The organism is Pseudomonas germanica (assembly GCF_019614655.1).
Classification (GTDB): Bacteria; Pseudomonadota; Gammaproteobacteria; order Pseudomonadales; family Pseudomonadaceae; genus Aquipseudomonas; species Aquipseudomonas neuropathica.
Genome location: NZ_CP071586.1, coordinates 2136878 through 2161020, shown reverse-complemented (window position 1 = coordinate 2161020; position 24143 = coordinate 2136878). Strand labels below are relative to the sequence as shown.

Sequence of the window (24143 nt, the reverse complement as noted above, 5' to 3'; positions counted from 1 at the left end):
GTTTGGAAAAAACCGGCCTCAGGCCAGTTCATCCAGCAATCTGAGCAAGGTTTCACGCTTCTCGGCGCCCAGTCGGTCGATCAACCGCTGCTGCGCTGCTTCCCAGGCCGGCAGTGCCGCTGCCAGGCGTTGCACGCCGGTCTCGGTGAGTTTGACGATGCGGTTGCGCATGTCCTCGCCTTCGGCCAGCGCCACCAGCCCCTCGCCTTCCAATACCCGCAGATTGCGCCCGAGGGTGCTGCGGTCCAGACCCATTGCCTCGGCGAGTTCGGAAATGCTCGGTTGATCCAGACGCTGCAGATTGCACAGCAAAGAATACTGGGCAACGTTGATCCCGAAGCCGTCGAGAGCGCCGTCGTAATGCCTGCTGACGCCACGAGCGGCGCGACGCAGGTTGGTGCACAAACACTGAGAAGGAAGCATGATGCGTGTATATACCCGCGACTATGTTAAATCAAGTTACAGATGAGTTTACCCATAACATTTGTGGCGCCTGACACACCGCTATCGCGAGCAGGCTCACTCCTACATTTGCAATGCGATCCCCCTGTGGGAGCGAGCCTGCTCGCGAAGAGGCCAGCACAGACAATCCAAAACTGTCAGATCAAAACCAATCCAACCAACACCACCATCTCCAGCAATTCCAGCAACGCCCCCGCCGTATCGCCCGTCGCCCCGCCCAACCGCCGCATCATTACCTGCCGCAACCAGACAAACACACCGACAGCGATCATCAGCGCAACGACGGCACTGAATCCGGCAATCAGCACGCAGACTAATGCACTCAAGCCCAGCACCCACCATCCGGCCTTGCGCGGCAGATGATCAGCCAACGCCTGCCCCAACCCGCCCGCACGCACATACGGCGTCGTCAGAAACAACCCCAGCAGCGCCGCCCGCCCGAGCAGCGGCACAATGATCAACGCCAGCCCATGCCCTTGCTCGATCAACGCCAGCAGTGCAGCAAACTTGAGCAGCAACACCAACACCAGCGTCACTACCGCAATCGGCCCGCTGCGCGGGTCTTTCATGATCGTCAACGTACGCTCGCGATCACCAAAGCCGCCGAGCCAGGCATCGGCGCTGTCAGCCAGACCATCCAGATGAAGTGCGCCGCTGAGCACCACCCAAACCGTCAACAGCAATGCCGCATGCAGCAACAACGGCGCGCCGCTCAAGGCGAGATTCAGCGCCCACAGGATCACGCCGAACAGCAATCCCACCAGCGGATAAAACAGCAACGACCGCCCAAGTTGCTCCGGCTCGGGCATCCCCGGCAGGCGAATCGGCAGGCTGCTGAGAAATTGCAGGGCGATCCACAGCGGCAACATGTCAGTGACCTTCCTTGAGTGAACCGTCAACCTCGACCGTCAGCGCAAACATTGCGCCATGCCCGACCTCGACATTGAGCAGTTGTTCGCGTGGCAGCCCTCGCGCCTGCGCCAACAGCAGACGCATCACGCCGCCATGACTGATCAGCAAAATCCGCTCACCGGCGTACGCAGTGTGCAGGCGCGCAACCGCTGCCAACACTCGCGAGGAAAACGCGCTGACCGGCTCACCTTGCGGTGGAGTAAAGGAATACGGATCAGCCCAGAACAGCCCCAAGGCCTCGGCGTCCGTTTCCATCAACGCCGCTGCGCTCTGCCCTTCCCATGCACCGAAATGCAGCTCCTGCAGATCCTGGTCCAGCTGCACCGGAAGACTCAGCTGTTCGCCCAGTTCGGCGGCGAAGCGCGCACAACGCTGCAATGGCGAACTGACAATCCGCTGCCACGGCCCGCCTTCGACTACCGCCGCACGCATCTGCGCCCAACCCCGTTCGGTCAGCGCATCGTCGAGGCTGCCGCGCAAACCACCGCCGAGTTCAGTTTCACCATGACGCATCAGATCCAGCTGCAGCGTCATGCCGGACGATCCGCCACCGCCGCTTCGGCGAAGGTCGCCATCTGCCCGTGCAGATCGCAAGCAAGACGCAACAACGGCACCGCCAACGCGGCGCCACTGCCCTCACCCAGACGCAGACCGAGTTCCAGCAACGGCTCAGCTTTCAGCGTTTCCAGCACATGGCGATGGCCCGGCTCGGCGCCCCGGTGACCGAACAACAACCACTCGCGGCAGTCCGGATTCAAGCGCACCGCAACCAGCGCAGCGACCGTGCAGATAAAGCCGTCGACCAATACTGCAACACCTTCTTGAGCCGCCGCCAGATACGCGCCGACCAGCGCCGCGATTTCAAAACCACCAAGATTGAACAGGGTCTGCAAGGCATCGCCCCGTTGCGCGGCGTGCAACGCCAATGCGCGCTCGATCACTTGCGCTTTATGGCTGACGCCTTCGGCATTCAACCCGGTGCCGGGACCCGTCAGATGTGCCACCGGGCAATCGAGCAAAGCACAGGCTAAGGCGCTGGCGGCGGTGGTGTTGCCGATGCCCATTTCGCCACCGATGAACAACTGTGTGCCTGCGGCTTTCGCCCGCAACAGACTGTCGCGACCGGCCTGCAATGCCAGCTCGCCTTGAGCCTGAGTCATCGCCGCGCCCCGCACGAAGTTGGCCGTGCCCGGGCCGATATTCAAGTGGCGCACACCCGCCAGGTTCAGCGCTGGATTCACCGTGCCCAGATCAACCACTTCCAGCTGCGCACCGAGCTGCCGCGCCAACACACTGATCGCCGCACCGCCGCTGACAAAGTTGAGCAGCATCTGCCCGGTGACTTCCTGCGGGAACGCCGAAACACCTTCAGCGACCACGCCGTGATCACCGGCAAAAATCGCAATCCAGACCTGCGCCAGCGTCGGTTTGACCTGGCCTTGCAGACCGGCCAGTTGCACCGCAACCGATTCCAGACGTCCCAGCGAACCTGCCGGTTTGGTCAATTGCTGCTGCCGCGCCGTCGCTTGTTCAACGACGTCCAGATCGACCGGTTTACACGGGTTCAGCCACCAGGTTTGAGTCATAACGCAGGTCCTTTCAGAGTCAGGGGCAGGCCGGCGACAGTCAGGACAACACGCTGACAGCGCTCAGCCAGAGCTTGATGCAGCCAACCGGCTTCATCGACGTAGCGGCGAGTCAATTCGCCCAGCGGCACGACACCCATTCCGGTCTCGTTGCTGACAAAAATGATTTCCCCCGGCAGCAAGGCCAGGCAGTCGAGCAGGGCTTCGCGCTCGGCGGCGAGACGTTCGGCGTCATTGAGCATCAGCAAGTTGGTCAGCCACAGGGTCAGGCAATCGACCAGCAGGCAACGCTCGGTGCTGGCGGATTCGCGCAGGACGCGGGCCAATTCGAGCGGCTCTTCGATCAGCGCCCATTCGACGGGACGGCGCGCGCGGTGGTGGGCGACACGGTCGCTCATCTCACCATCGAGGGGTTGGCTGGTGGCGATATAGGTCACCGCCAGGCCGCTATCGCTGGCGAGTTTTTCGGCCAGACGACTTTTACCGGAGCGGGCGCCGCCGAGGATCAGTTGGAGCATGGGGGATATCCTGAAAATTATGGGTTGAGCCGACTGGCGCTATCGCGAGCAGGCGAAGGCCTACAAGGGATCTCGAGCAACCATGAATTTTGTGTAAAACACATAACCCTGTAGGCCTTCGCCTGCTCGCGATGAGGCCATTGAATTCACCTCAAATCCCACAGAGCTGACGCAACAAGCCGGTATCCAGATGCTTCTCCACCAGATCCGCCAAGCGCTCGATATCACGCTCGCGCAAGCCGTGATAATCCACCTGCTGCACATCGTTCAACCCGGACCAGCGCAGCAACGCTGCACTCGCCGTCGGCGATTCAAACAAGCCATGTAGATACGTGCCGAACACCTGCCCGTCAGCGCTCTGCGCACCGTCGCAACGGCCGTCATCAAGATGCACCGCTGCGTTCTCCAGCGCCGCTCCCGTGGTCACGCCCGCATGAATTTCATAGCCACTGACTTCGGCATTTTCCAGCGCCAGCCACCCACGCACATTGCGCAATTGCTTCTCGGCTTCAAGCGTGGTGTCGAACGCCAGCAAGCCCAAACCAGCACTCGTACCCGGCGCACCTTCAAGGCCGAGCGGATCATGCACCTGCTCACCGAGCATCTGCAGACCACCGCAAATCCCCAGCACCTTGCCGCCGTAACGCAAATGTCGATTGATCGCGGTATCCCAGCCATTGGCACGTAAATAAGCCAGATCACTGCGCACACTTTTCGAACCCGGCAGGATGATCAGATCGGCAGCAGGAATCGCCTGCCCCGGGCCGACGAATTGCAGATCGACCTGCGGATGCAGACGCAGCGGATCGAAATCGGTGTGGTTGCTGATGCGCGGCAGCACCGGCACCACCACTTTCAGCACCTGCTCAGCCTTGTCGGTCTGGCGCTGATCGATGCCGTCCTCGGCCTCCAGATGCAGATCCATCACGTAGGGCAACACGCCGACCACCGGTTTGCCGGTGCGCTGTTCCAGCCAGTCAAGGCCCGGTTGCAGCAAAGCGATGTCGCCGCGAAAACGGTTGATGATGAAACCTTTGACCCGTGCCTGTTCGCTCGGCGACAGCAGCTCAAGGGTGCCAACCAGATGAGCAAAAACCCCGCCGCGATTGATGTCGGCGATTAGCACCACCGGGCAATCCACCGCTTCGGCAAAACCCATGTTGGCGATATCACCGGCACGCAGATTGATCTCCGCCGGTGAGCCCGCGCCTTCGACCATCACCAGCGGATACGCGGCACTGAGTCGGTCATGCGAGGCCAGCACGGCTTGCATCGCGATGGCTTTGTAGTCGTGGTAGGCAACCGCGTTCATCGTGGTGATGGCACGACCATGGATGATCACTTGCGCGCCAGTGTCGCTGTTCGGCTTGAGCAGCACCGGGTTCATGTCGGTGTGCGGTTCGAGATGAGCGGCTTGCGCCTGCACCGCTTGCGCGCGACCAATCTCACCGCCATCAGCGGTCACGGCACTGTTGAGCGCCATGTTCTGCGGCTTGAACGGTACGACCGCAACGCCCTGACGAGTTGCCCAGCGGCACAACGCAGTCACCAGTGTGCTTTTGCCGGCGTCGGAAGTGGTGCCTTGCACCATCAGGGTGGTCATGGGTGGTCCTTGGTGAAGGCTATCAAAGCCTGTTCGAGGCGCGTCTCTTCAGTCGCATCGGCGGGCAGACCAAAACGCAGACTGCTGTTGTGGGTGAAAATGCGCAGGAGGATGCCGCGACGGGCCATGAATGCGTGCAGCGTTTCGGCATGCTCGGTGATCAGCCACTGGAACAGCGCGCAACCGCCCTGGGGCTTGAAGCCGTAGCGCTCCAGCAGCGTTGCCAATCGTTCGCTGGCCTCATCGCTGCGAATGCGTTGGCGGGTGTGACCTTCGGTGTCTTGCAGGCACGCCTGGCCAAGCACTCGGGTTGGCCCGCTCACCGCCCAAGGCCCGACCTGTTCGGCGAGCAGTTTGAGCAACTTGCGCTCGGCCAGGACAAAGCCCAGACGCACCCCGGCCAGACCGAAAAACTTGCCGAACGAACGCAACACGATCAGCCCGACTTGATGCGCATGCGGGGCCAGGCTCAACTGCGGTGTGTTGTCCATGAAGGCTTCATCGACCACCAGCCAGCCACCGCGCCGGGCGAGCCGCGCGTGCCAGTCGAGCAATCGTGCCGGGGTCAGGCTCAAGCCGGTCGGGTTGTTCGGGTTGACCACCACCAGCACGTCGAGGCTGTCGAGAAAGAATTCGATTTCCTGCTCCAGCACTTCGCGCACGATGTAACCACTGCGCCGCCACGCTTCGGCGTGTTCGGCATAACACGGCGACAACACGCCGACCTTGCCGGCCCGGCGCAAACGCGGCAGCAACTGGATGGCCATCTGCGAACCGGCCACCGGCAGCACTTGCGCGGCACCGTAGTAATCGCACGCAGCTTGCTCCAGACCGTCATCGGTTTCCGGCAAGCGCGCCCAGGCGCGTAGCGGGACTTCCGGGATCGGAAATGGCCACGGCGCGAGGCCGCTGGACAGGTCAAGCCAGTCCGCCTCGGCAATGCCGTAATCGTGTGCAGCCTTGCGCAGCCGGCCACCGTGCTCAAGCATAGAATTCAGCCCCCACGCAGAGAATCAGCAGCCATAACCATACCCCGCGCTGGACCAATTGCCAGCCACGGTCGATGGAATCGGCATCCGCTGGAGCGCCTTCGCCGAGTTGCGGACGGTCGTGAAGTTCGCCGTGATAGATCGCCGCGCCGCCCAATTCCACGCCCAAGGCACCGGCCCCGGCAGCCATCACCGGACCGGCGTTGGGGCTGTCCCACTTCGGCGCCTGTGTGCGCCAGCACTTCAACGCGAGTCGGGTTTTACCCAGCAGCGCGTAGGTCAACGCCACCAGACGCGCAGGAATGTAGTTCAACACGTCGTCGATTTTTGCCGCTGCCCAACCGAAACGCTCAAAGCGTTCGTTGCGATAGCCCCACATCGCATCGAGCGTATTGCTCAAGCGGTAGAGGACCACGCCCGGCGCACCCGCCACGACAAACCAGAACAGCGCGGCAAACACCGCATCGCTGCCGTTTTCCAACACCGACTCAGTGGCGGCACGGGCGACGGCGGCGCTGTCGAGTTCATCGGTCTGACGGCTGACCAGATAGCCGACACGCTTGCGCGCCTCGTCCAGATCATCCGCGCGCAACGCGGCGGCGACCGGCGCGACATGCTCGCCGAGGCTGCGCATGCCGAGGGCGCAATACAGCGCGAGAATCTCGACGACCCAGCCCACGTATGGCGCCCAGGAAAACGCCGTGGCGAGCAAGGTCAGCGGCAGCACCGCGATCACCCACGCAGTGACCCCATGGCTGCGCCAACCCCGGCCACCGGCGTTGAAACGTTGCTCGATGCGCCCGGCAAAATTGCCGAACGCCACCAGCGGATGCCAGCGTTTCGGTTCACCGAGCAGCGCATCCAGCGCCACCGCGGCGACACTCAACAACGCCACACTCATTGACTCACTCCCCAATAATTTTCGTACAGCAGCTCATTGAGCGGACGCGCCTGCGCCCACCCTTCGAGTACCAGCATCGGCGCCGGATAGAATTCCTTGACCGGCCCCAGACATAAAACCGCCAGCGGCTTGGCACCTTCGGGCAACTTCAGCAAATCGGCGAGCGCCTGCGGCTCGAATAATGAGACCCAGCCCATGCCGAGGCCTTCGGCGCGCGAGGCCAGCCATAGATTCTGGATCGCGCAGGACAGCGAGGCCATGTCCATTTCCGGCAATGTACGGCGACCGAAAATGTGCTTTTCGCGATCATCCATCAACGCGGCGACCAGCACTTCGGCGCAATCATTGATGCCTTCGACCTTGAGCTTCATGAACTCGTCACTGCGCTCGCCGAGGGCTTCGGCTGTGCGGATGCGTTCTTCTTCCACTAGATTCTGGATCTGCCCGCGCAGGCTGCGGTCGCTGATGCGGATGAAGCGCCAGGGCTGCATCAGGCCGACGCTTGGGGCCTGGTGGGCGGCTTCCAGTAGTCGGCGCAACAGCTCCGGCTCGACGCTGCCGCCGGTGAAGTGGCGCATGTCGCGGCGTTCGGCGATGGCTCTATAAACCGCTTCGCGCTCGGCTTCGGAGAATGTGTTGTCGGTCATGACCTCTTCGCGAGCAGGCTCGCTCCCACAGGGGATTGCATTGCTTCAGTCACCACCGTCTCAACTGTGGGAGCGGGCCTGCTCGCGAAGGCGCCTTCGGAATCAGGCGCAAACAGTGCAGCGACAGCCACAGGATTCGACGGAAAATAAAAGTGCACATAAGAAGCCGTCATCCGCCCCTCACGATAAACCGCCTCGGCGCCACGCCCCCCATTCGGGCTCAAGCCACGCGCAATCGGCGTCAACTCAGTCGTCGTCAACGAATGATGATAAGTGTGCCCGCGCAACGACCCTTCCGGCAGATCCACCGCTTGCAACGCCAACGCCGCCAGACGCTTCTGCATCACCGCATCGCCCTTAAGCAGCCCGACCAATTCAGCGCGGGTACCTTCAACGTCAGTCAACGAATCGAGCAGATACAGCATCCCGCCACACTCGGCGAGCAACGGCTTACCCGCCGCATGATGCGCGCGAATCGCCTCACACATCGCGGTGTTCTGCGACAACGCAACGTGGTGCAGTTCCGGATACCCACCGGGCAAATATAGGCTGTCCGCTTCAGGCAATTGCGTGTCGCGGATCGGCGAGAAGAAACTCAACTCGGCGCCCATCGCCCGCAATAGATCGAGACTCGCGCCGTAGGTAAAAGCAAACGCTTCATCACGGGCGACGGCAATTCGCACATTCTTCAGCAACGGCTCGACAGCGATCACGTCCGGTGCAGCAAACTCCACGGCCGGTGGCAGCGCTACCTCGCAACTGCTGGCCAATGCGTCGGCGGCGGCGTCGAGACGCACATCCAGATCATTCAATTCACTGGCCTGGACCAGGCCGAGATGACGACTTGGCAACTCGATGCCCGTCTCACGGGACAATGCGCCATACCAACGCAGGCCTTCGGTGAGGCTGCCTTCGAGCAATTGCGCATGGCGCAAGGTGCCGACACGGTTGGCCAGCACGCCAGCAAACGGCAAGTCCGGCTGATACCTGGCCAAACCGAGCGCCAACGCACCAAAAGTCTGTGCCATGGCCGTGCCGTCGATCACACCGAGCACCGGCACGCCGAAGTGCCGCGCCAGATCGGCGCTGGAAGGCGTGCCGTCGAACAGGCCCATCACGCCTTCGATCAGAATCAGATCCGCCTCATTGGCGGCTTCCCACAACAGACGACGACTTTCCTGCTCGCCGACCATCCACATGTCCAGTTGATACACCGGCGCACCGCTGGCGCGCTCGAGAATCATCGGATCAAGGAAGTCCGGGCCGCATTTGAACACGCGCACTTTGCGCCCCTGATTGCGATGCAAACGGGCGAGCGCGGCGGTGACGGTGGTCTTGCCCTGACCGGAGGCCGGCGCGGCGATGAGCACCGCCGGGCAGTGACGTGGTTGATTCAAAGTTCGACGCCTTTCTGCGCTTTGATGCCGGCCTGGAAAGCGTGTTTGAGCATGCCCATTTCGGTGACCGTGTCGCCCATCTCGATCATTTCCGGCTTGGCCGCGCGACCGGTGACGATCACATGCTGCATCGGCGGACGCGCCTGCAAATCGCTGAGCACCTGATCAAGATCGAGGTAGCCGTGCTTGAGGGCGATGTTCAATTCGTCGAGCACCACCAGGCCGATCGACGGATCACGCAGCAATTCACGGGACACGGCCCACGCGGCTTCGGCGGCGGCGATGTCGCGCTGACGATCCTGGGTTTCCCAAGTGAAGCCCTCGCCCATCACGTGAAAGCGCACTTGCTCGGGGAAGCGCCGGAAGAACAACTCTTCGCCGGTGCTGTTGCGGCCCTTGATGAACTGCACCACACCGCACTGCATGCCGTGGCCCATGGCGCGGGCGAGCATGCCGAACGCCGAGCTGCTTTTGCCTTTGCCATTGCCGGTGAGCACCAGCACCAGGCCGCACTCGTCGGGCGAGTTGGCAATGCGTTCGTCGATCACGGCTTTTTTGCGCTGCATACGCGCCAGATGGCGTTCGTCGCGCTCGGGGGAATCAGTCATGGGGGAGCTCTCCGTTGAGGCTGGATAACGGCGGGCAGGCACAAGAATAGAAGGCAAAAAGCCTGGCATCGCCCACCGTGATGCCGCTGGATGGATCAGGCCGGTCTCCGGGCTCATGAGCGGCGCATGCCTGACTGCGCGCCTTCCCGCTTCTTTCGAGGCAGTGGCTCAAGGCGCAGTTTTCACTCATTTACCGTTGCGGGGGCAGCGCCGGGATCGTGGTGGTTCTTCGTGCGAAGACAACCCTCACCGGCTTCCCTGTTTCACTCTGTCGACGCAGGTCACAGAGCACCTGAAACAAGCCGCGAAGGTTAGAGGGTTGGGGGTGGAGCGTCAATTAAAGAGGCGGCCATCGGGCGAATAACTGCCGCCGATCACTTATCTGCCGCCAATCTTGTGCCACACTGATACAAATGATATCAAAGAGCCATGCTTTTCTCGAAAAGCCCACTACAACAATAAAGGATGATGACGATGCAAGGCATGATCATCAGCAACCCGCGCCTGGAATTCCTGCGCCCGGTGCTTGAACGCTGGTTTGACTGTATCGACCGCTACAACGCCGTGCGCGGCGACAGCGACACCCCTTACTGGCATGACGAGAAAGCCAATCTCGGAGTGCTCTCGGCCGCAGCCTGGATGGCTGAGCTGGTCACTTTGAACGACACTGCCACGCGCAAGCAGAACGAAGAAGGCGAGCGCAATGCCCGCGCCGATCTGTTTCTCGCCGGTGCCGAAGACCGCGCCTTTATCCAGGCCACTCAGCGCTGGCCAAAGGTTACCAACCTGAATCTGACTCAAGCCCTGCTGGACATCACCAACGACGCCAAACGCATCAGCTATGCCAGCGACCTCAAGCTCGGCTGCCTGTTTGTCGCGCCGCAGAAAGCCCAGCACAGCGCCAGCCCCGAAGAACTGCAAGACATGGTCGACGACCTGCAAAAGGAACACACCTGCGCGGTCGCCTGGTATTTCCCCTACGCCTACCGCAAATTGCGCAGCGAAGCGGGCAACTATCACCCGGGCATCGCCGTGCTGTTCAAGGAAGCCCGCGGCTGAGCAGTTGAACCATCGGGCTTGCGCCCTTCTCTATGATTAGGAATGCATTCATAGGGAAGATCAGCAATGCGCAAGCCCCAGCTCGTTTTTGTCATCGCCTTCGCCGGAGGGCTCGCCGCCTGTGGTGAATCCTCCAGCCTGCAAGTCTCCGACGGCACCGGCCCATCACCGAAATTGCCTGAACCAAACAAGACCCTGATTCCGACGGTTAACATTGCCCCGGCGATCGGCTGGCCCGACGGCGGCAAACCGACTGCGGCGGCTGGCACTCAGGTCGCGTCATTCGCCGAAGGCCTCGATCATCCGCGCTGGCTCTATGTGTTGCCCAACGGCGATGTGCTGGTGGCGGAAACCAACGCTCCACCCAAGCCTGATGACAGCAGCGGCATTCGTGGCTGGGTGATGAAGAAAGTCATGGGCAAGGCCGGCGCTGGCGTGCCGAGTCCGAACCGCATCACCTTGCTGCGTGACGCCGATCATGATGGCGTTGCCGAGACCCGCACGGTGTTTCTGCAGAACCTCAACTCGCCGCTCGGCATGACCCTGGTCGGCAACGATCTGTACGTCGCCGATACCGATCGCCTGCTGCGCTTCAACTACGAACCCGGCGCGACCGAGATCAAGTCGCAGCCAATCAAGGTTGTCGATCTGCCCGGCGGCACGCTGAATCACCACTGGACCAAAAACGTTATTGCCAGCAAGGACGGCAGCAAGCTCTATGTCACGGTCGGCTCGAACAGCAACGTCGGCGAAAATGGCCTGGATAAGGAAGAGGGCCGCGCGGCGATCTGGGAAGTCGATCGTGCAACCGGCAATCACCGGATCTTCGCCTCGGGCATCCGCAACCCCAACGGCCTGGCCTGGGAACCGACCAGTGGCGCGCTGTGGACGGCAGTGAATGAGCGCGATGAAATCGGCAGTGACCTGGTGCCGGACTACATCACTTCCGTGAAGGACGGTGGTTTCTACGGCTGGCCGTTCAGTTACTACGGCCAGCATGTCGATGTCCGCGTTACGCCGCAGAATCCGGACCTGGTGGCTAAAGCCATTGCCCCGGATTATGCAGTCGGGCCGCACACCGCCTCGCTGGGCCTGAGCTTTGCCGAGGGCAACACGCTGCCGGCGCAGTTCAAGGAAGGCGCGTTTATCGGCCAGCACGGCTCATGGAACCGCAAACCGCACAGTGGCTACAAAGTGATTTTCGTGCCGTTTACCGGCGGCAAGCCGAGCGGCAAACCGGTGGATGTGCTGACCGGGTTCCTCGACAAGGACGAGAATGCTTTGGGTCGGCCGGTAGGCGTGGTGATCGATCAGCAAGGTGGTTTGCTGGTGGCGGATGATGTTGGCAATAAGGTGTGGCGAGTGTCGGCCACGAAGTGATGCTGAATGTGACCTGAAACAACTGTGGGAGCGAGCCTGCTCGCGAATGCGGAGTGTCAGTCTCCATTGAGTTGACTGATACACCGCTTTCGCGAGCAGGCTCGCTCCCACATTAGGATTGCTGCGATTTTTACTACGGGTTATGCGCCAGATGCTCCGGCTGCAACACCCGCTTGGCACTCAGATAAGCTTTCTGCCAGTACGCCTTCGACAGGCTGTCCAGCTTCACCGTGCCGCCGGTGGCCGGCGCATGCACGAAGCGCCCTTCCCCGACGTAAATCCCTGCATGACTGACCTGCGAGCCGCCATTGGTGGCGAAGAAGATCAGGTCGCCAGTCTGCAAGCCTTCCTTGCCGACATTCGGCGCCTGCATAACGATCAGCTCACGCGTCGAACGCGGCAAAGAGATGCCCGCCGCATCACGGTAGACAAAACCGATCAGCCCGCTGCAATCAAACCCCGAATCCGGCGTGTTGCCGCCCCAGCGATACGGCGTGCCCACCAGGCCGAGCGCGCGAAACAGCACGTCTTCAGCAGCCGGTGAAAAAGCTTGGGATGGGCCGAACACGACCGGTGCGCGAACCACCGGCGCAGGCGGCGGTGTACGACTGGCGCAGGCGCTGAGCAGCGCTGCGAAGAAGATCAATGTGAGGCGGGCCGTCATCGTCATAAGCAGAACATCCTGATCTGGCTGCGGCTTTTTCTGCCGATGGACAGAAAACAAAACCGCCTGCGTGAGCACGCAGGCGGTTTGCCATCAATATAGATACAGGATTCTAGCGGCTACGCGGCAAACTTCAAGTAAGACTTTAACTTCACCTTGTAAAGTCTACGTCTACTCCATTGCAGGGAGCCTGATTGTCGCCGCGAGCGCAGCGACATCGGGGGAATTACTTGCGAGCAGTGACGACGGTTGGAGCGTTGGCCAGAGCGCGTTTCGCTTCGATGAAAGTCTTGCTCCAGTAGCTATCACCCAGGCTGTCGATGCGAACACCGCCGCTGCGACGACTGCTGGAGTGGATGAACTGGTTGTCACCCAAGTAGATCCCGGCGTGACTGACACGACCGCGACGACCATTGGTGGCGAAGAACAGCAGATCGCCCGGCTCAAGGTTGCTGCGCGAGACCAGCGGCGCATCAACGTTGATCATTTCGCGGGTCGAGCGCGGCAGGTTCATGCCAGCTTCTTCGCGGAACAGATAGCCGATGAAACCGCTGCAATCGAAACCGGCTTCAGAGGTACCGCCGAAACGGTAACGGGTACCGATCAGGGACATGCCGCGTTCGAGGATGCTGTCGGCCAGAACAGGAAGCTGATAAGGCTTCTTGCCATTGAATTCGTTGAGTTCTTTTTCGGTGTCCAGCTCTTCCTGGTAAATAACGGAAGACTGAGCCGTGGCAGAATTTTTAACCTGTTGAGGCTGCTCTTGAACTGGAGAATGAGCAGCGCAACCGTACAACAGGGTGACGAGTGCGAGAGGCACGAGGGGTGCGAAGCGCTTTAGCATGGGCACGACCGTGGCTGATAGTTGTAAAGAAGCCGAGACTATGCCCGCTATCAGCCTCATTTGCAAATTCAATCGATCTTTTTGTGACTTCTCGGTTTCTCGTTTACATCTAAGCGCTTAAGCCCATTTGAACCGATACGCGGCCTGCGCACCTCGCAGGAAAGCGGATTTTCTGGCGCCTGAAATATGCCGAAACACGCTACAAGCCACAGAACCAAAGGGATGGCTACCAGCCAAGGGTTTCTTTCAGGAAGGGAATGGTCAGCTTGCGCTGCGCCTGCAAGGAGGCCTGATCGAGCTGTTCAAGCAAGTCAAACAGCGCACTCATGCTGCGAGTGCCGCGAGTCAAAATAAAATGCCCGACTTCGTCAGTCAGGTGCAGACCGCGACGCGACGCGCGCAATTGCAAGGCGCGCAATTTGTCTTCATCGGAGAGCGGACGCATCTGGAAAATCAGCGCCAGGGTCAGGCGGGATTTCAAGTCAGCCAGTTTGACCGGCAATTCACGCGGAGAGGTGGAGGCGGCAATCAGCAAGCGCCGACCGCTGTCACGTAGACGATTGAACAGATGAAACATCGCCTCTTCCCAGTCAGCCTTGCCGGCAATCACTTGCAAGTCGTCCAGGCAAACCAGCTCGTACTGTTCAAGGTTGTCGAGGATTTCAACGCCGCGGTCCATCAACTCGGCCAACGGCAAATACACAGCCGGCTCACCCATCTGCTCGAAGCGCAAGCATGCGGCCTGCAACAGATGCGTCCGCCCTACGCCGTGTTTGCCCCACAGGTAGATCAGGCTTTCTGTCCAGCCGGCGTCGGCTTCGCATAGACGCTCGACATAGCCGAGTGCAGCGGCATTGGCGCCTGGGTAGTAGTTGATGAAGGTGGCGTCGTCACGCAGACGCACACCTAGGGGCAGCTGAATCGGTTTCATGCTGACTGAACAGTTCTCAAGGAACCGTTAGTGGCCTCTGTGTAAAGTTTGCGAAGTTTATACCCGTGAAGCTGAGCGCACAATGCGACAGAGTCCAAGCAAAATCAAAGGTTTGCGTTAACACGCTGGTTTTATGACAGATTCTTTGGCGCCAGAGCCTGCAGGACACGGGCCAACCCGGCTAATCGCCGGGCCGCCCTGCACCGTTACAACTCCGGCTCGTCCACACCGCTATAGATCTCGGAATCCTTGTACAAGTCATGCACATGGCGCACCAGCACCATGATCACCGCCGCCACCGGCAAGGCCAACAGCACACCGGTGAAACCGAACAGCTCGCCGCCAGCCAGAATCGCGAAGATTACCGCCACCGGGTGCAGACCAATACGATCACCCACCAGCAACGGGGTCAACACCATACCCTCAAGCGCCTGACCAACCATGAACACCGCGACGATCCCGACCATCGGGTACAGATCACCACCGAACTGGAACAACCCGGCAATCAGCGCTGCGCCAATGCCGATCACGAAGCCCATGTACGGCACGATCGCCGCCAGCCCCGCGATCAGTCCGATCAACAGCCCCAGCTCCAGACCGACAATCATCAAGCCTGCCGCATAAATCACACCCAGCGCCAGCATCACCAGCAACTGACCACGAACGAACGCGCCCAGCACTTCATGACATTCGCCAGCCAAGGCGACTACACGCTCTTCACGATCACGCGGCAGCAGGCTGCGGATCTTGGCCATCATCACGTCCCAGTCGCGCAGCAGGTAGAAACTCACCACAGGGATCAGCACCAGATTGGCCAGCCAGCCGATCAGCGCAAGACTGGAGGCCGTTGCCTGACTCAGCACCACGCCGACAATGTCGGTGGTCTGACCCATGTGCTCGCTGATCGCGGCCTTGACCTTATCGAACTTCCAGAACCCGTCCGACAACCCCAGCTTCGACTGCGCCCACGGCACAGCTGTGTGCTGCAACCAGTCGAGCATCTGCGGTGCCAGTTCGTACAGACGCAGCAACTGCTTGGCGAGCATCGGCACCAGCACCAGCATCAGTGCGGTGACGATCAGCGTGAACAACGCAAACACCGCGATCACGCCCCAGGTTCGCGACAGCCCGAGTTTTTCCAGACGATCCACCAACGGATCGAACAGATAAGCCAGCAGCAGCGCCACCAGAAACGGCGTGAGGATCGGGTGCAGCAACCACACAAACGCGCAAAGCAGGACTACCCCACCGAGCCAGAACCAACGCCGCGTATCGGCCATGTACCACTCCTGTTGCTTCTATATAAGGAAAGACTTACCAGCGAAACCGCAACGACGGTGCTGCCGGGGTCGGGGCTGGCGCCGCGACAGGTGTTGCGCCACCAGCCACTGGTTGTGGCGCCGCTACCGGAGCCGGCGCCTCGGCCGGCAACTCCTGCAACTTCGCCAGCGACAGCTGCGCACGCATCTGATCGGCACTGCCATTGACCCGATAAACGATACGATCGCCATCAACACTTTGCAGACGCACGCCAAACGGTTCGAGTAACCGCAGCAGCGCCGCGTAATGTTCAAGATTCATGCCTTGGACTTCCAGGGTCTGCTGACCCGAAGCACCGGGCTTGGCAACAAATCGTGGCGCCAGACGCTCAGCCACCGCCAGCATCACCGCATCAGCGACAGCGGCCTGATCGGCGCCCTGCACACTGCCCGCCTCTTTCTGGTCGCCCAGCCACAAGTGCCACTTGGCCTGCCATTGCCCGCCCTCTTCACGGGCATGCACCGCCAGCAAGGCGTCAGCGTTGTAGCGCTCCGAAGCACCGCGCAGTGGCGCCGGATCCGTGCCCTCAAGCGCTGGCGCAGTGGCAACCAACTGCTCACTCAAATCAGCCAGCGGTAAACGCAACGGCAAGCCGCGGTGTTGCGCAGCCGTACGCAACGGCGCCGCAGCGGCCTGACCGTCACCGACCAGGCTAGAACCTTCGGCCGAATCGTTCAGCCACCAACTCAGGATCGACGGCCGACTGGCGCCCCACAACGACAGGCCGGCCCGACGCAGCGCCTGCTCGGTGGTCGCCGGATCAAAATCGACCTTCAGCACCTCCGGCGGCCCGGCATCGAAACCGAACTGACTGATAATTTGCTGCGGATCCTTGCGAATCGCCGCCAGCCCCGGGTTTTGCGCAGCTTTCGGATCGCCCGTCAAACGCAGCACCAACGTGTCGAGCGCCGCCTGCGTGGCGCGATCACGTTCTTCCGGAGCCTGGCCATTGACCGGCTCACGCACTTGATAAAGGCCTTTGAGATTTTCGGCGTGACTCGCCAGGCTGAGCAGAGACAAACAACCCACAAACAACAATTTACAAAAACGCATGGAAAATTCCCGTCGACAGGAGCGGCTGGAACAGGCCGCGTGAACCGGTTAAGCAAGGCTGTGACAATCTGCCATCGCAAAACATTCACACGGTAGCGGTAAGTTTTTGCACAGTGATAACGATAGACGGTTAATCGCCACACCTTATACAGGCGTTCATACGGCTCAATTGCAAAAAATTTCCGCTGATATGGCCCTGCCCGTCGGTGCGAGGATGGCCGCTGCCCCTCAAGCCTGATAAAATCGCGCGCCTTCGCAGACCGGCAACAGCCGGGCACCTCGAAACTCGCGTGAGGCCATCGCCACCCTCGATTTCGACGTTCCCGCTGAACTCGGTCGTTACCCCTGAATCCCCTCCCCTAAAGGCCTGGATCATGAGCAAGCAACCCTCCCTGAGCTACAAGGACGCCGGTGTAGACATCGACGCCGGTGAAGCATTGGTCGAACGCATCAAGAGCGTCGCCAAGCGCACTGCGCGCCCGGAAGTCATGGGCGGCCTGGGCGGTTTCGGCGCCCTCTGCGAAATCCCGGCCGGCTACAAGCAGCCAGTTCTGGTTTCCGGTACCGACGGCGTCGGCACCAAGCTGCGTCTGGCGCTGAACCTGAACAAGCACGACAGCATCGGTATCGACCTGGTTGCCATGTGCGTGAACGACCTCGTCGTTTGCGGCGCTGAGCCACTGTTCTTCCTCGACTACTACGCCACCGGCAAACTGAATGTCGACACCGCTGCCCAGGTGGTAACCGGCATCGGCGCTGGCTGCGAACTGTCGGGCTGCTCGCTGGTAGGCGGTGAAACCGCTGAAATGCCAGGCATGTACGAAGGCGAAGACTACGACCTGGCCGGCTTCTGCGTCGGCGTCGTGGAAAAATCGGAAATCATCGACGGCTCGAAAGTCGCCACTGGTGATGCGCTGATCGCTCTGCCATCGTCCGGCCCGCACTCCAACGGCTACTCGCTGATCCGCAAGATCATCGAAGTCTCCGGTGCCGACATCGAAAACATCCAGCTCGACGGCAAACCGCTGACCGACCTGCTGATGGCCCCGACCCGTATCTACGTGAAGCCGCTGCTCAAGCTGATCAAAGACACCGGCGCGGTCAAAGCCATGGCCCACATCACCGGTGGTGGCCTGCTCGACAACATCCCGCGCGTACTGCCAAAAGGCGCTCAGGCTGTGGTTGACGTGGCTAGCTGGACTCGCCCTGCCGTATTCGACTGGCTGCAGGAAAAAGGCAACGTTGACGAGACCGAAATGCACCGCGTGCTGAACTGCGGCGTTGGCATGGTCATCTGCGTGGCTCAAGAGCACGTTGAAGTAGCCCTGAAAACCCTGCGTGACGCCGGCGAACAGCCTTGGGTCATCGGTCAGATCGCTGCCGCTGCCGAAGGCGCTGCCCAGGTTGATCTGCAGAACCTTAAGGCTCATTAATGTCCGCAACCTGTGATGTCGTGGTGCTGTTGTCCGGCACCGGCAGTAACTTGCAGGCTCTGATCGACAGCACGCGGACCGGCGACAGCCCGGTCCGCATCGCTGCAGTGATTTCCAATCGCGCCGATGCCTACGGCCTGCAACGCGCCAGTGCTGCGGGTATCGCCACCCGCTCACTGGATCACAAGGCATTCGAAGGTCGCGAGGCCTTCGATGCTGCCCTGATCGAACTGATCGACGAATTCAATCCGAAACTTGTGGTGCTGGCCGGCTTCATGCGCATTCTCAGCGCTGATTTCGTTCGCCACTATCAGGGTCGCCTGCTCAACATCCACCCGTCGCTGCTGCCCAAATACAAAGGGTTACACACTCATCAGCGTGCGCTGGAGGCCGGTGACACTGAGCACGGCTGCTCCGTGCACTTCGTCACCGAGGAACTCGATGGCGGACCACTGGTCGTACAGGCAGTATTACCGGTAGAGTTGCACGACACGCCGCAGAGTCTGGCGCAGCGAGTCCACGTTCAGGAACACCTGATCTACCCGATGGCAGTACGCTGGTTTGCCGAAGGCAGACTGGCACTCGGTGAACACGGTGCTTTGCTGGACGGCCAGTTACTCGCGGCCAGCGGCCACTTGATTCGAAACTAGGAGATATTATGCGTCGCGCCCTGCTCTTCGCTTGCGCTCTGCTCGCCCTGCCCTTCGCGCAGGCAGCGGACCTTCAACCGTTCTCCGCCAGCTACACCGCCGACTGGAAGCAGTTGCCCATGAGCGGCACCGCCGAGCGCAGTCTGGTCAAGGAAGCCAACGGCGTCTGGAAGCTCAGCTTCAAGGCCTCGATGATGATTGCCAGCCTGACTGAAGAAAGCACTCTGACCCTGGACAAGGACACCCTGCTACCGCAGTCCTACCACTTTGAACGTGGCGGTCTGGGCAAAGCGAAAAAGGCTGATCTGGATTTTGACTGGAACAGCAAAATGGTCACCGGTACCGACCGTGGCGACGCGGTGAAGATTCCGCTGAATCGCGGCATGGTCGACAAGTCCACTTACCAGTTGGCACTGCAACATGACGTTGCTGCCGGCAAGAAGACCATGAGCTATCAAGTGGTCGATGACGGTGAAGTCGATACCTATGACTTCCGCGTGCTGGGTTCGGAAAAAGTCGAGACCAAGGCTGGCAAGATTGATGCGATCAAGGTCGAGCGCGTGCGCGACCCGACACAAAGCAAGCGCATCACCGTCCTCTGGTTCGCCAAGGATTGGGATTACCTGCTGGTTCGCCTGCAACAGGTTGAAACCGACGGCAAGGAGTACAACATCATGCTCCAAGACGGCACCGTCAACGGCAAAGCCGTTAAAGGCAGCTGATCCGCCGCAAGAACAAAGAGCCCCGCGAAATGCGGGGCTTTTTTTTGGTTCTTCACGGAATCCCGGGAAACACAGAAACAAGAACGCCGATTTGATTGATGATGTTCGTGCGAGCAAACACATCTAACAAACCGGCGTTCTTATGCGCGATATTAATACTTTCCTTCCTTTTTGGGAGGGCTTTTCTGTCGTCACGATCAAGCCTGATGGTGACGCGCTTCAGATCGACCTGATTCCCCACGCCACCCGATTCCCTTCCTGTAGCGGCTGCCAAAAGACCTGTTCAACCACGCATGAGTATTGCGAGCGAACCGTCCGCGATTTACCGATTCTCGGCCGTGCGGTGCGCCTCAGCGTGTTGCTCAGGCGTGTTGGCTGTCGTGATTGCGGTAAACGTATGGAGGCCGTCAGTTGGCTGGACCGCTATGCCCGCATGACGCGGCGTCTGGCCGAGGCGGTTATTCAAGCCTGCGAGCGCCTTCCCACACTGCACGTGGCTCAACTGTTTGGCCTGCACTGGGACACCGTTCGGTTGCTGGAGCGTCGAGCCTTGCAAGCGGCGTTAAGCGTTTTGCCAAAGGCGCAACCGCGACGTCTGGTGATGGACGAGTTCGCCCTGTTCAAAGGTCATCGTTACGCCAGCGTTGTCCTAGATGCGGATACACGGCGAGTGCTGTGGATCGGTGAAGGTCGCAGCCGAGCAGCGGTCAGGCCTTTCTTCAAAGAACTGGGGCCAGAGGGTTGTGCTCGAATCGAAGCGGTGGCGATGGACATGAACACCGCTTTTGACCTGGAGGTTCGTCAGCACTGTCCCAACGCGCGAGTGGTCTACGACCTCTTCCATGTGGTGGCCAAATATGGCCGAGAGGTGATTGATCGGGTCCGCGTCGACGAGGCTAACCGGTTGCGTCACGACAAGCCTGCCCGCAAGGTTATCAAGCAGGCGCGATGGCTGTTGCTGCGCAATCCGCAGAACTTGAAAACGCCGGAACAACAGGTCCGCCTGGAGGATCTGCTGGCGGCCAACCAAGCGTTGATGACGGTCTACTTGATGAAGGCTGAACTCAAAACACTCTGGCCCCCCAGTACTGCCTGGGGTTGGCGATCGGCCTGGAAGCAATGGCTGCGCCATGCGCATGAAAGCGAAATACCAGCTCTGATCCAGTTCGCCAAACGGCTAAAGGGTTACTGGAGGGGCATCGTGAGCCGGGTTCGCTGGCCGATGCACACCGGTCAGTTGGAAGGAATAAACAATCGAATAAAGGTCATCAAGCGGATGGCGTACGGTTACCGAGATAGCGAATTCTTTTTCATGAAGATCAAGAGCGTCTTTCCCGGTAATCCGTGAAGAACCTTTTTTTTGCCTGCGTTTAACTCGACTTTTTGTGTCACCTTCGCCCCTCACCCCAGCCCTCTCCCGAGGGAGAGGGAGCCGACCGAGATGTCTGGCGCTGGGCATCGACCTGAAAAACAGAGTCGATTATGGATTCACCCAAGCAGTTTCAGGTCGACGTATGTGCAGCGCATCGCACGGTCAGTCCCCTCTCCCTCCGGGAGAGGGCTAGGGTGAGGGGCTTTTGAAGGCAAACCTCAAACCGAGAACTTGGCGACCATGCTGTTCAAATCCACCGCCAACCGCGACAGTTCCTGACTCGCCGCGCTCGTTTGATTGGCCCCGGCCGATGTCTGCATCGCCAGATCACGAATATTCATCAGATTACGATCCACTTCCCGCGCCACCGCCGCCTGCTCTTCCGAGGCACTGGCGATCACCAGATTGCGCTCGTTGATCAGCGTGAACGCCGAGGCAATCTCTTCAAGTGCAGCCCCGGCCGCCTTGGCTAACTCCAGCGTCGAGCGCGCCCGCACATTGCTCTGCTGCATCGAACTCACCGCCGAATCGGTGCCCTGCTGAATGCCGCCAATCATCTGCTCAATCTCTTGCGTCGATTGCTGGGTGCGATGCGCCAAGGCCCGCACCTCGTCCGCCACCACAGCAAACCCACGCCCGGCATCGCCGGCCCGCGCCGCTTCGATCGCAGCGTTCAGCGCCAGCAAATTGGTCTGCTCGGCAATCGAACGAATCACGTCCAGCACTTTGCTGATGCTATAGACCTTCTGCGCCAGATCTTCTACTTGGCTGGCATTGGCCGTCACATCATCGGCAAGCGATTCAATAGACAACACCGTTTGATGCACCTGTTCACGACCATGCTGGGCAATACGATCGGATTCCCGCGACGCTTCTGACGTTGCCACGGCATTGCTGGCAACCTCCTCCACTGCAGCAGTCATCTGATTGACCGCCGTGGCCGCCTGTTCGATTTCCAGGCTCTGCTGGTGTAACCCGCGCGTAGCGTCTTCCGTGACGCAACTCAGCTCCTCTGACGCTGAGGCCAATTGGCTGGAGGACTCCGAGATTTGCCGAATCGTCTCGCGCAAGTTGTGCTGCATGCTCTTGAGCGCCTGCAACAGCCGCGCCGGCTCGTCCTTGCCGCTGATGTTGATGTCGCCGGTCAGATCGCCACCCGCCACCACCTCGGCCACGCCCAACGACTGCGCCAGCGGCAACACGATGCTGCGGGTCAGCAACAGGGCCAGGCCGATGGTGATCAGCGCGGTCACGCCAATCATCACCCCGACCCACACCCGCGAATTCATGAACACCAACCGCGCAGCTTCGGTGGCGAGATTGGCATTGTGTTTATTCAGCTCAACCAGTTCGCGCAAAAGCACTGCGATTTCGTCGGCCAAGGGACTCATCTGACCATTGAGAATGGTCGCGGCCTCCTCGACCCGATTCTGCGCAGACAACTGCATGACTTGTGCCTGAAACTCCAGATACTGGTGTTCGGCAACCTTGAAGCGATCGAACAGCTTGCGCTCCTCGGGCAACACGATCAGCACGTCATAACGCTGCTGCGCCTCACTAAGCACACCGCGCAATTCATTGAGTTTGGCAACGTTCTGTTCGAGCGCCTGCGGATCACGATTGAGTAACAGACGCATGGTCAACGCTCGCAGGCGCAGCATGTCCTGACTCATCTCGCCGACCGCCATCACGCTCGGCAGCCAATTGTTATCGACCTCGTCGGACTGCGCGCGCATGTTTGACATTTGCAGCAAAGCGAACGCCCCGAGGGCAAATACCATCAGCGCCAACAGGCCAAAACCGAGGCCGGCGCGCGGGGCAATATTGAGACTACGGATACTCATTGCTCTGGTTCCTTCCAAAAGCGCTGCATCAACCCTGCAGCTGGTTGCTTTAGAAGGTATCGGCCCGGCGAAAATTTGCGTAAGACGAAAAGGCGATATCAAAAGGCCTTGATCCTTCGAACCGTTGGCATTAACGATTCAGCGTGCTTTTGCCGGACTTGAGCACCGTTCGCGGCAAGATTGCCAGGAAGTTATCCCGAGCGACTTTTTGCGCAACGTCTTCCGGCAGCGCATCAAGGAACGGTTTGAAACTGCGCATTTCTTCACCGAGCTTATTGAAACGCCCGACCACGTCAGAGCCGAGCATGAAGCGTTCCGGGTATTTCTCGACCAGCGCCAGCCACTCCGCGCGCGGCGTGCCCTGTTCGTCCAGCAGGTACGGCGTGAGCATGCTCCAGGACAAGTCGATAAACAGGTTGGGATACGCCTCAAGCATGCGCGTCAGCGTGGGCAGCAAGAACTTCAGTTGTGTCTGATGCCGATGAATTTCGGCACTGGTGCCGGCGTGCGCCCAGATAAATCGTGTATGCGGGTGATTACGCAGCGGCTCTTCGATTTCCTTCAGGTACAGCGGATTTTTCTCACGCTTGGAGGTGATGTTGGAATGCAGCATCACCGGCAGATCGTTCTCGGCGGCCAGATGATAGATCTTGGTCATCGCTTCATTGTTGGCCCGCGGCGTGTCGCCGGAGGTCAGCGCCGTGAGATCGTCATGCCGGGTAAACACTTCGCCGATGCCCTGCCAAAGCCCTGGGTAAAGGTCGAGCATGCGCTGGATATGTGCGGCGGAGTTCTTGTCGTTGGGGTTGAAGCCGGCCAGGAACGGATGAAAGTACGGGCGCTGCTCGGCGCTGAGTTTTTGCACGGCATCAGCAACGATCACATCGGTTGCGCTGTACCAGTAGGCGTCAGCGTCGTCACCCGCGTAATAACGCGGACGCTTGGGTTCGTCTTCGTGCCATTTCTTCGCCACCGGAATGCCGGAAATCATCACATGCTCGATGGAATTGTCCTGCATGGCTGTCAGCAGTTTCGCCATGCCTGCGCTTTCCTGGAAAAAATCCACGTAATGCAGGTGCGCATCGCTGTAGGTGTAATCGCGGGCGCTCGCGCTGCCGGCAACCAGAAGAAGACAGGCAAGACTCAGACGATACAGGGACACAAGTAATCTCCGGGAAGTAGGCATAGCCTAGACCGCACCCTGACGACAAGGGTTCATCCCGCAGGAAAGTGGAACGCGTACCGGTG

General features: G+C 60.2%; 24 protein-coding genes and 1 riboswitch. Of the genes, 6 read left to right on the top strand and 18 right to left on the bottom strand.

Going from position 1 to position 24143, the window contains the following annotated elements; genetic code table 11:
• Positions 1 to 18 precede the first annotated feature (18 nt).
• The 11 genes from J0G10_RS09590 to cobO all read right to left on the bottom strand — a co-directional run bounded on the left by J0G10_RS09590 (position 19) and on the right by cobO (position 9623).
• Complete coding sequence (locus J0G10_RS09590) at positions 19 to 423, bottom strand: MarR family winged helix-turn-helix transcriptional regulator (protein ID WP_007919794.1); 405 nt, start codon at positions 421 to 423, stop codon at positions 19 to 21.
• A 176-nt stretch (positions 424 to 599) separates the two neighbouring features.
• Positions 600 to 1331 (bottom strand): adenosylcobinamide-GDP ribazoletransferase, encoded by a 732-nt coding sequence (locus J0G10_RS09585; RefSeq protein WP_095051086.1) that lies wholly within the window; start codon positions 1329 to 1331, stop codon positions 600 to 602.
• A gap of 1 nt (position 1332) precedes the next feature.
• Positions 1333 to 1908, bottom strand: coding sequence for an alpha-ribazole phosphatase family protein (gene cobC, locus J0G10_RS09580; protein WP_095051085.1), 576 nt, complete (start codon positions 1906 to 1908; stop codon positions 1333 to 1335).
• The gene (cobT, locus tag J0G10_RS09575; RefSeq protein ID WP_095051084.1) at positions 1905 to 2960 is read right to left on the bottom strand and encodes a nicotinate-nucleotide--dimethylbenzimidazole phosphoribosyltransferase; all 1056 of its coding nucleotides are present in this window, start codon (positions 2958 to 2960) and stop codon (positions 1905 to 1907) included. Before cobT ends, cobC begins: the two co-directional genes overlap by 4 nt.
• Entirely contained in the window at positions 2957 to 3478 is a 522-nt protein-coding gene (cobU, locus tag J0G10_RS09570; RefSeq protein ID WP_220558346.1) for a bifunctional adenosylcobinamide kinase/adenosylcobinamide-phosphate guanylyltransferase, read from the bottom strand. Before cobU ends, cobT begins: the two co-directional genes overlap by 4 nt.
• Positions 3479 to 3629: 151 nt before the next feature.
• Positions 3630 to 5081, bottom strand: coding sequence for a cobyric acid synthase (locus J0G10_RS09565; protein WP_220558345.1), 1452 nt, complete (start codon positions 5079 to 5081; stop codon positions 3630 to 3632).
• Positions 5078 to 6070: a threonine-phosphate decarboxylase CobD gene (gene cobD / locus J0G10_RS09560; protein WP_220558344.1), complete on the bottom strand. Its 993-nt coding sequence runs from the start codon at positions 6068 to 6070 to the stop codon at positions 5078 to 5080. The genes J0G10_RS09565 and cobD overlap by 4 nt, the downstream gene beginning before the upstream one ends.
• Positions 6063 to 6971 carry an adenosylcobinamide-phosphate synthase CbiB gene (cbiB, locus tag J0G10_RS09555; protein WP_220558343.1) on the bottom strand — a complete coding sequence of 303 codons (909 nt, stop codon included), beginning with the start codon at positions 6969 to 6971 and terminating at the stop codon, positions 6063 to 6065. The genes cobD and cbiB overlap by 8 nt, the downstream gene beginning before the upstream one ends.
• Positions 6968 to 7618 carry a 5,6-dimethylbenzimidazole synthase gene (gene bluB, locus J0G10_RS09550; RefSeq protein ID WP_093440025.1) on the bottom strand — a complete coding sequence of 217 codons (651 nt, stop codon included), beginning with the start codon at positions 7616 to 7618 and terminating at the stop codon, positions 6968 to 6970. The genes cbiB and bluB overlap by 4 nt, the downstream gene beginning before the upstream one ends.
• Entirely contained in the window at positions 7615 to 9015 is a 1401-nt protein-coding gene (locus J0G10_RS09545; protein ID WP_220558342.1) for a cobyrinate a,c-diamide synthase, read from the bottom strand. The genes bluB and J0G10_RS09545 overlap by 4 nt, the downstream gene beginning before the upstream one ends.
• Positions 9012 to 9623: a cob(I)yrinic acid a,c-diamide adenosyltransferase gene (cobO, locus tag J0G10_RS09540; RefSeq protein WP_003223053.1), complete on the bottom strand. Its 612-nt coding sequence runs from the start codon at positions 9621 to 9623 to the stop codon at positions 9012 to 9014. The genes J0G10_RS09545 and cobO overlap by 4 nt, the downstream gene beginning before the upstream one ends.
• 81 nt (positions 9624 to 9704) lie before the next feature.
• A riboswitch (cobalamin riboswitch) is annotated at positions 9705 to 9934 on the bottom strand.
• 163 nt (positions 9935 to 10097) lie between these two features.
• On the opposite strand from cobO, the gene J0G10_RS09535 reads away from it, so the two are divergent.
• Both J0G10_RS09535 and J0G10_RS09530 read left to right on the top strand, forming a co-directional pair.
• Positions 10098 to 10682, top strand: coding sequence for a hypothetical protein (locus J0G10_RS09535; protein ID WP_095051078.1), 585 nt, complete (start codon positions 10098 to 10100; stop codon positions 10680 to 10682).
• A gap of 66 nt (positions 10683 to 10748) precedes the next feature.
• A complete protein-coding gene (locus J0G10_RS09530; protein WP_220558341.1) occupies positions 10749 to 12062 on the top strand; it encodes a PQQ-dependent sugar dehydrogenase in 1314 nt (437 codons plus the stop codon).
• Between the two features lie 133 nt (positions 12063 to 12195).
• On the opposite strand, the gene J0G10_RS09525 is transcribed toward J0G10_RS09530, so the two are convergent.
• The 5 genes from J0G10_RS09525 to J0G10_RS09505 form a co-directional block, all read right to left on the bottom strand.
• Positions 12196 to 12732, bottom strand: a complete 537-nt coding sequence (locus tag J0G10_RS09525) for a C40 family peptidase (RefSeq protein WP_095050233.1) — start codon at positions 12730 to 12732, stop codon at positions 12196 to 12198.
• A 220-nt stretch (positions 12733 to 12952) separates the two neighbouring features.
• Complete coding sequence (locus J0G10_RS09520; protein WP_007919826.1) at positions 12953 to 13570, bottom strand: C40 family peptidase; 618 nt, start codon at positions 13568 to 13570, stop codon at positions 12953 to 12955.
• 226 nt (positions 13571 to 13796) lie between these two features.
• Entirely contained in the window at positions 13797 to 14501 is a 705-nt protein-coding gene (gene hda, locus J0G10_RS09515; RefSeq protein ID WP_007919828.1) for a DnaA regulatory inactivator Hda, read from the bottom strand.
• 206 nt (positions 14502 to 14707) lie between these two features.
• Entirely contained in the window at positions 14708 to 15781 is a 1074-nt protein-coding gene (locus tag J0G10_RS09510; RefSeq protein WP_093440003.1) for an AI-2E family transporter, read from the bottom strand.
• Positions 15782 to 15815: 34 nt separating this feature from the next.
• A complete protein-coding gene (locus J0G10_RS09505) occupies positions 15816 to 16874 on the bottom strand; it encodes a DUF2066 domain-containing protein (RefSeq protein ID WP_095050232.1) in 1059 nt (352 codons plus the stop codon).
• Between the two features lie 374 nt (positions 16875 to 17248).
• Here J0G10_RS09505 and purM point away from each other — a divergent pair, with 374 nt between their 5' ends.
• From purM to J0G10_RS09485, 4 genes are all read left to right on the top strand, one after another.
• Complete coding sequence (purM, locus tag J0G10_RS09500; protein WP_099758397.1) at positions 17249 to 18307, top strand: phosphoribosylformylglycinamidine cyclo-ligase; 1059 nt, start codon at positions 17249 to 17251, stop codon at positions 18305 to 18307.
• Positions 18307 to 18957, top strand: coding sequence for a phosphoribosylglycinamide formyltransferase (purN, locus tag J0G10_RS09495; protein WP_095050230.1), 651 nt, complete (start codon positions 18307 to 18309; stop codon positions 18955 to 18957). Before purM ends, purN begins: the two co-directional genes overlap by 1 nt.
• A gap of 8 nt (positions 18958 to 18965) precedes the next feature.
• Entirely contained in the window at positions 18966 to 19679 is a 714-nt protein-coding gene (locus J0G10_RS09490; RefSeq protein ID WP_095050229.1) for a DUF3108 domain-containing protein, read from the top strand.
• 142 nt (positions 19680 to 19821) lie between these two features.
• Positions 19822 to 21027, top strand: a complete 1206-nt coding sequence (locus J0G10_RS09485) for an ISL3 family transposase (protein WP_220558340.1) — start codon at positions 19822 to 19824, stop codon at positions 21025 to 21027.
• 242 nt (positions 21028 to 21269) lie between these two features.
• On the opposite strand, the gene J0G10_RS09480 is transcribed toward J0G10_RS09485, so the two are convergent.
• Entirely contained in the window at positions 21270 to 22895 is a 1626-nt protein-coding gene (locus J0G10_RS09480; RefSeq protein WP_095124973.1) for a methyl-accepting chemotaxis protein, read from the bottom strand.
• A gap of 130 nt (positions 22896 to 23025) precedes the next feature.
• Positions 23026 to 24081, bottom strand: coding sequence for an amidohydrolase family protein (locus J0G10_RS09475; protein ID WP_095124975.1), 1056 nt, complete (start codon positions 24079 to 24081; stop codon positions 23026 to 23028).
• Positions 24082 to 24143 lie beyond the last annotated feature (62 nt).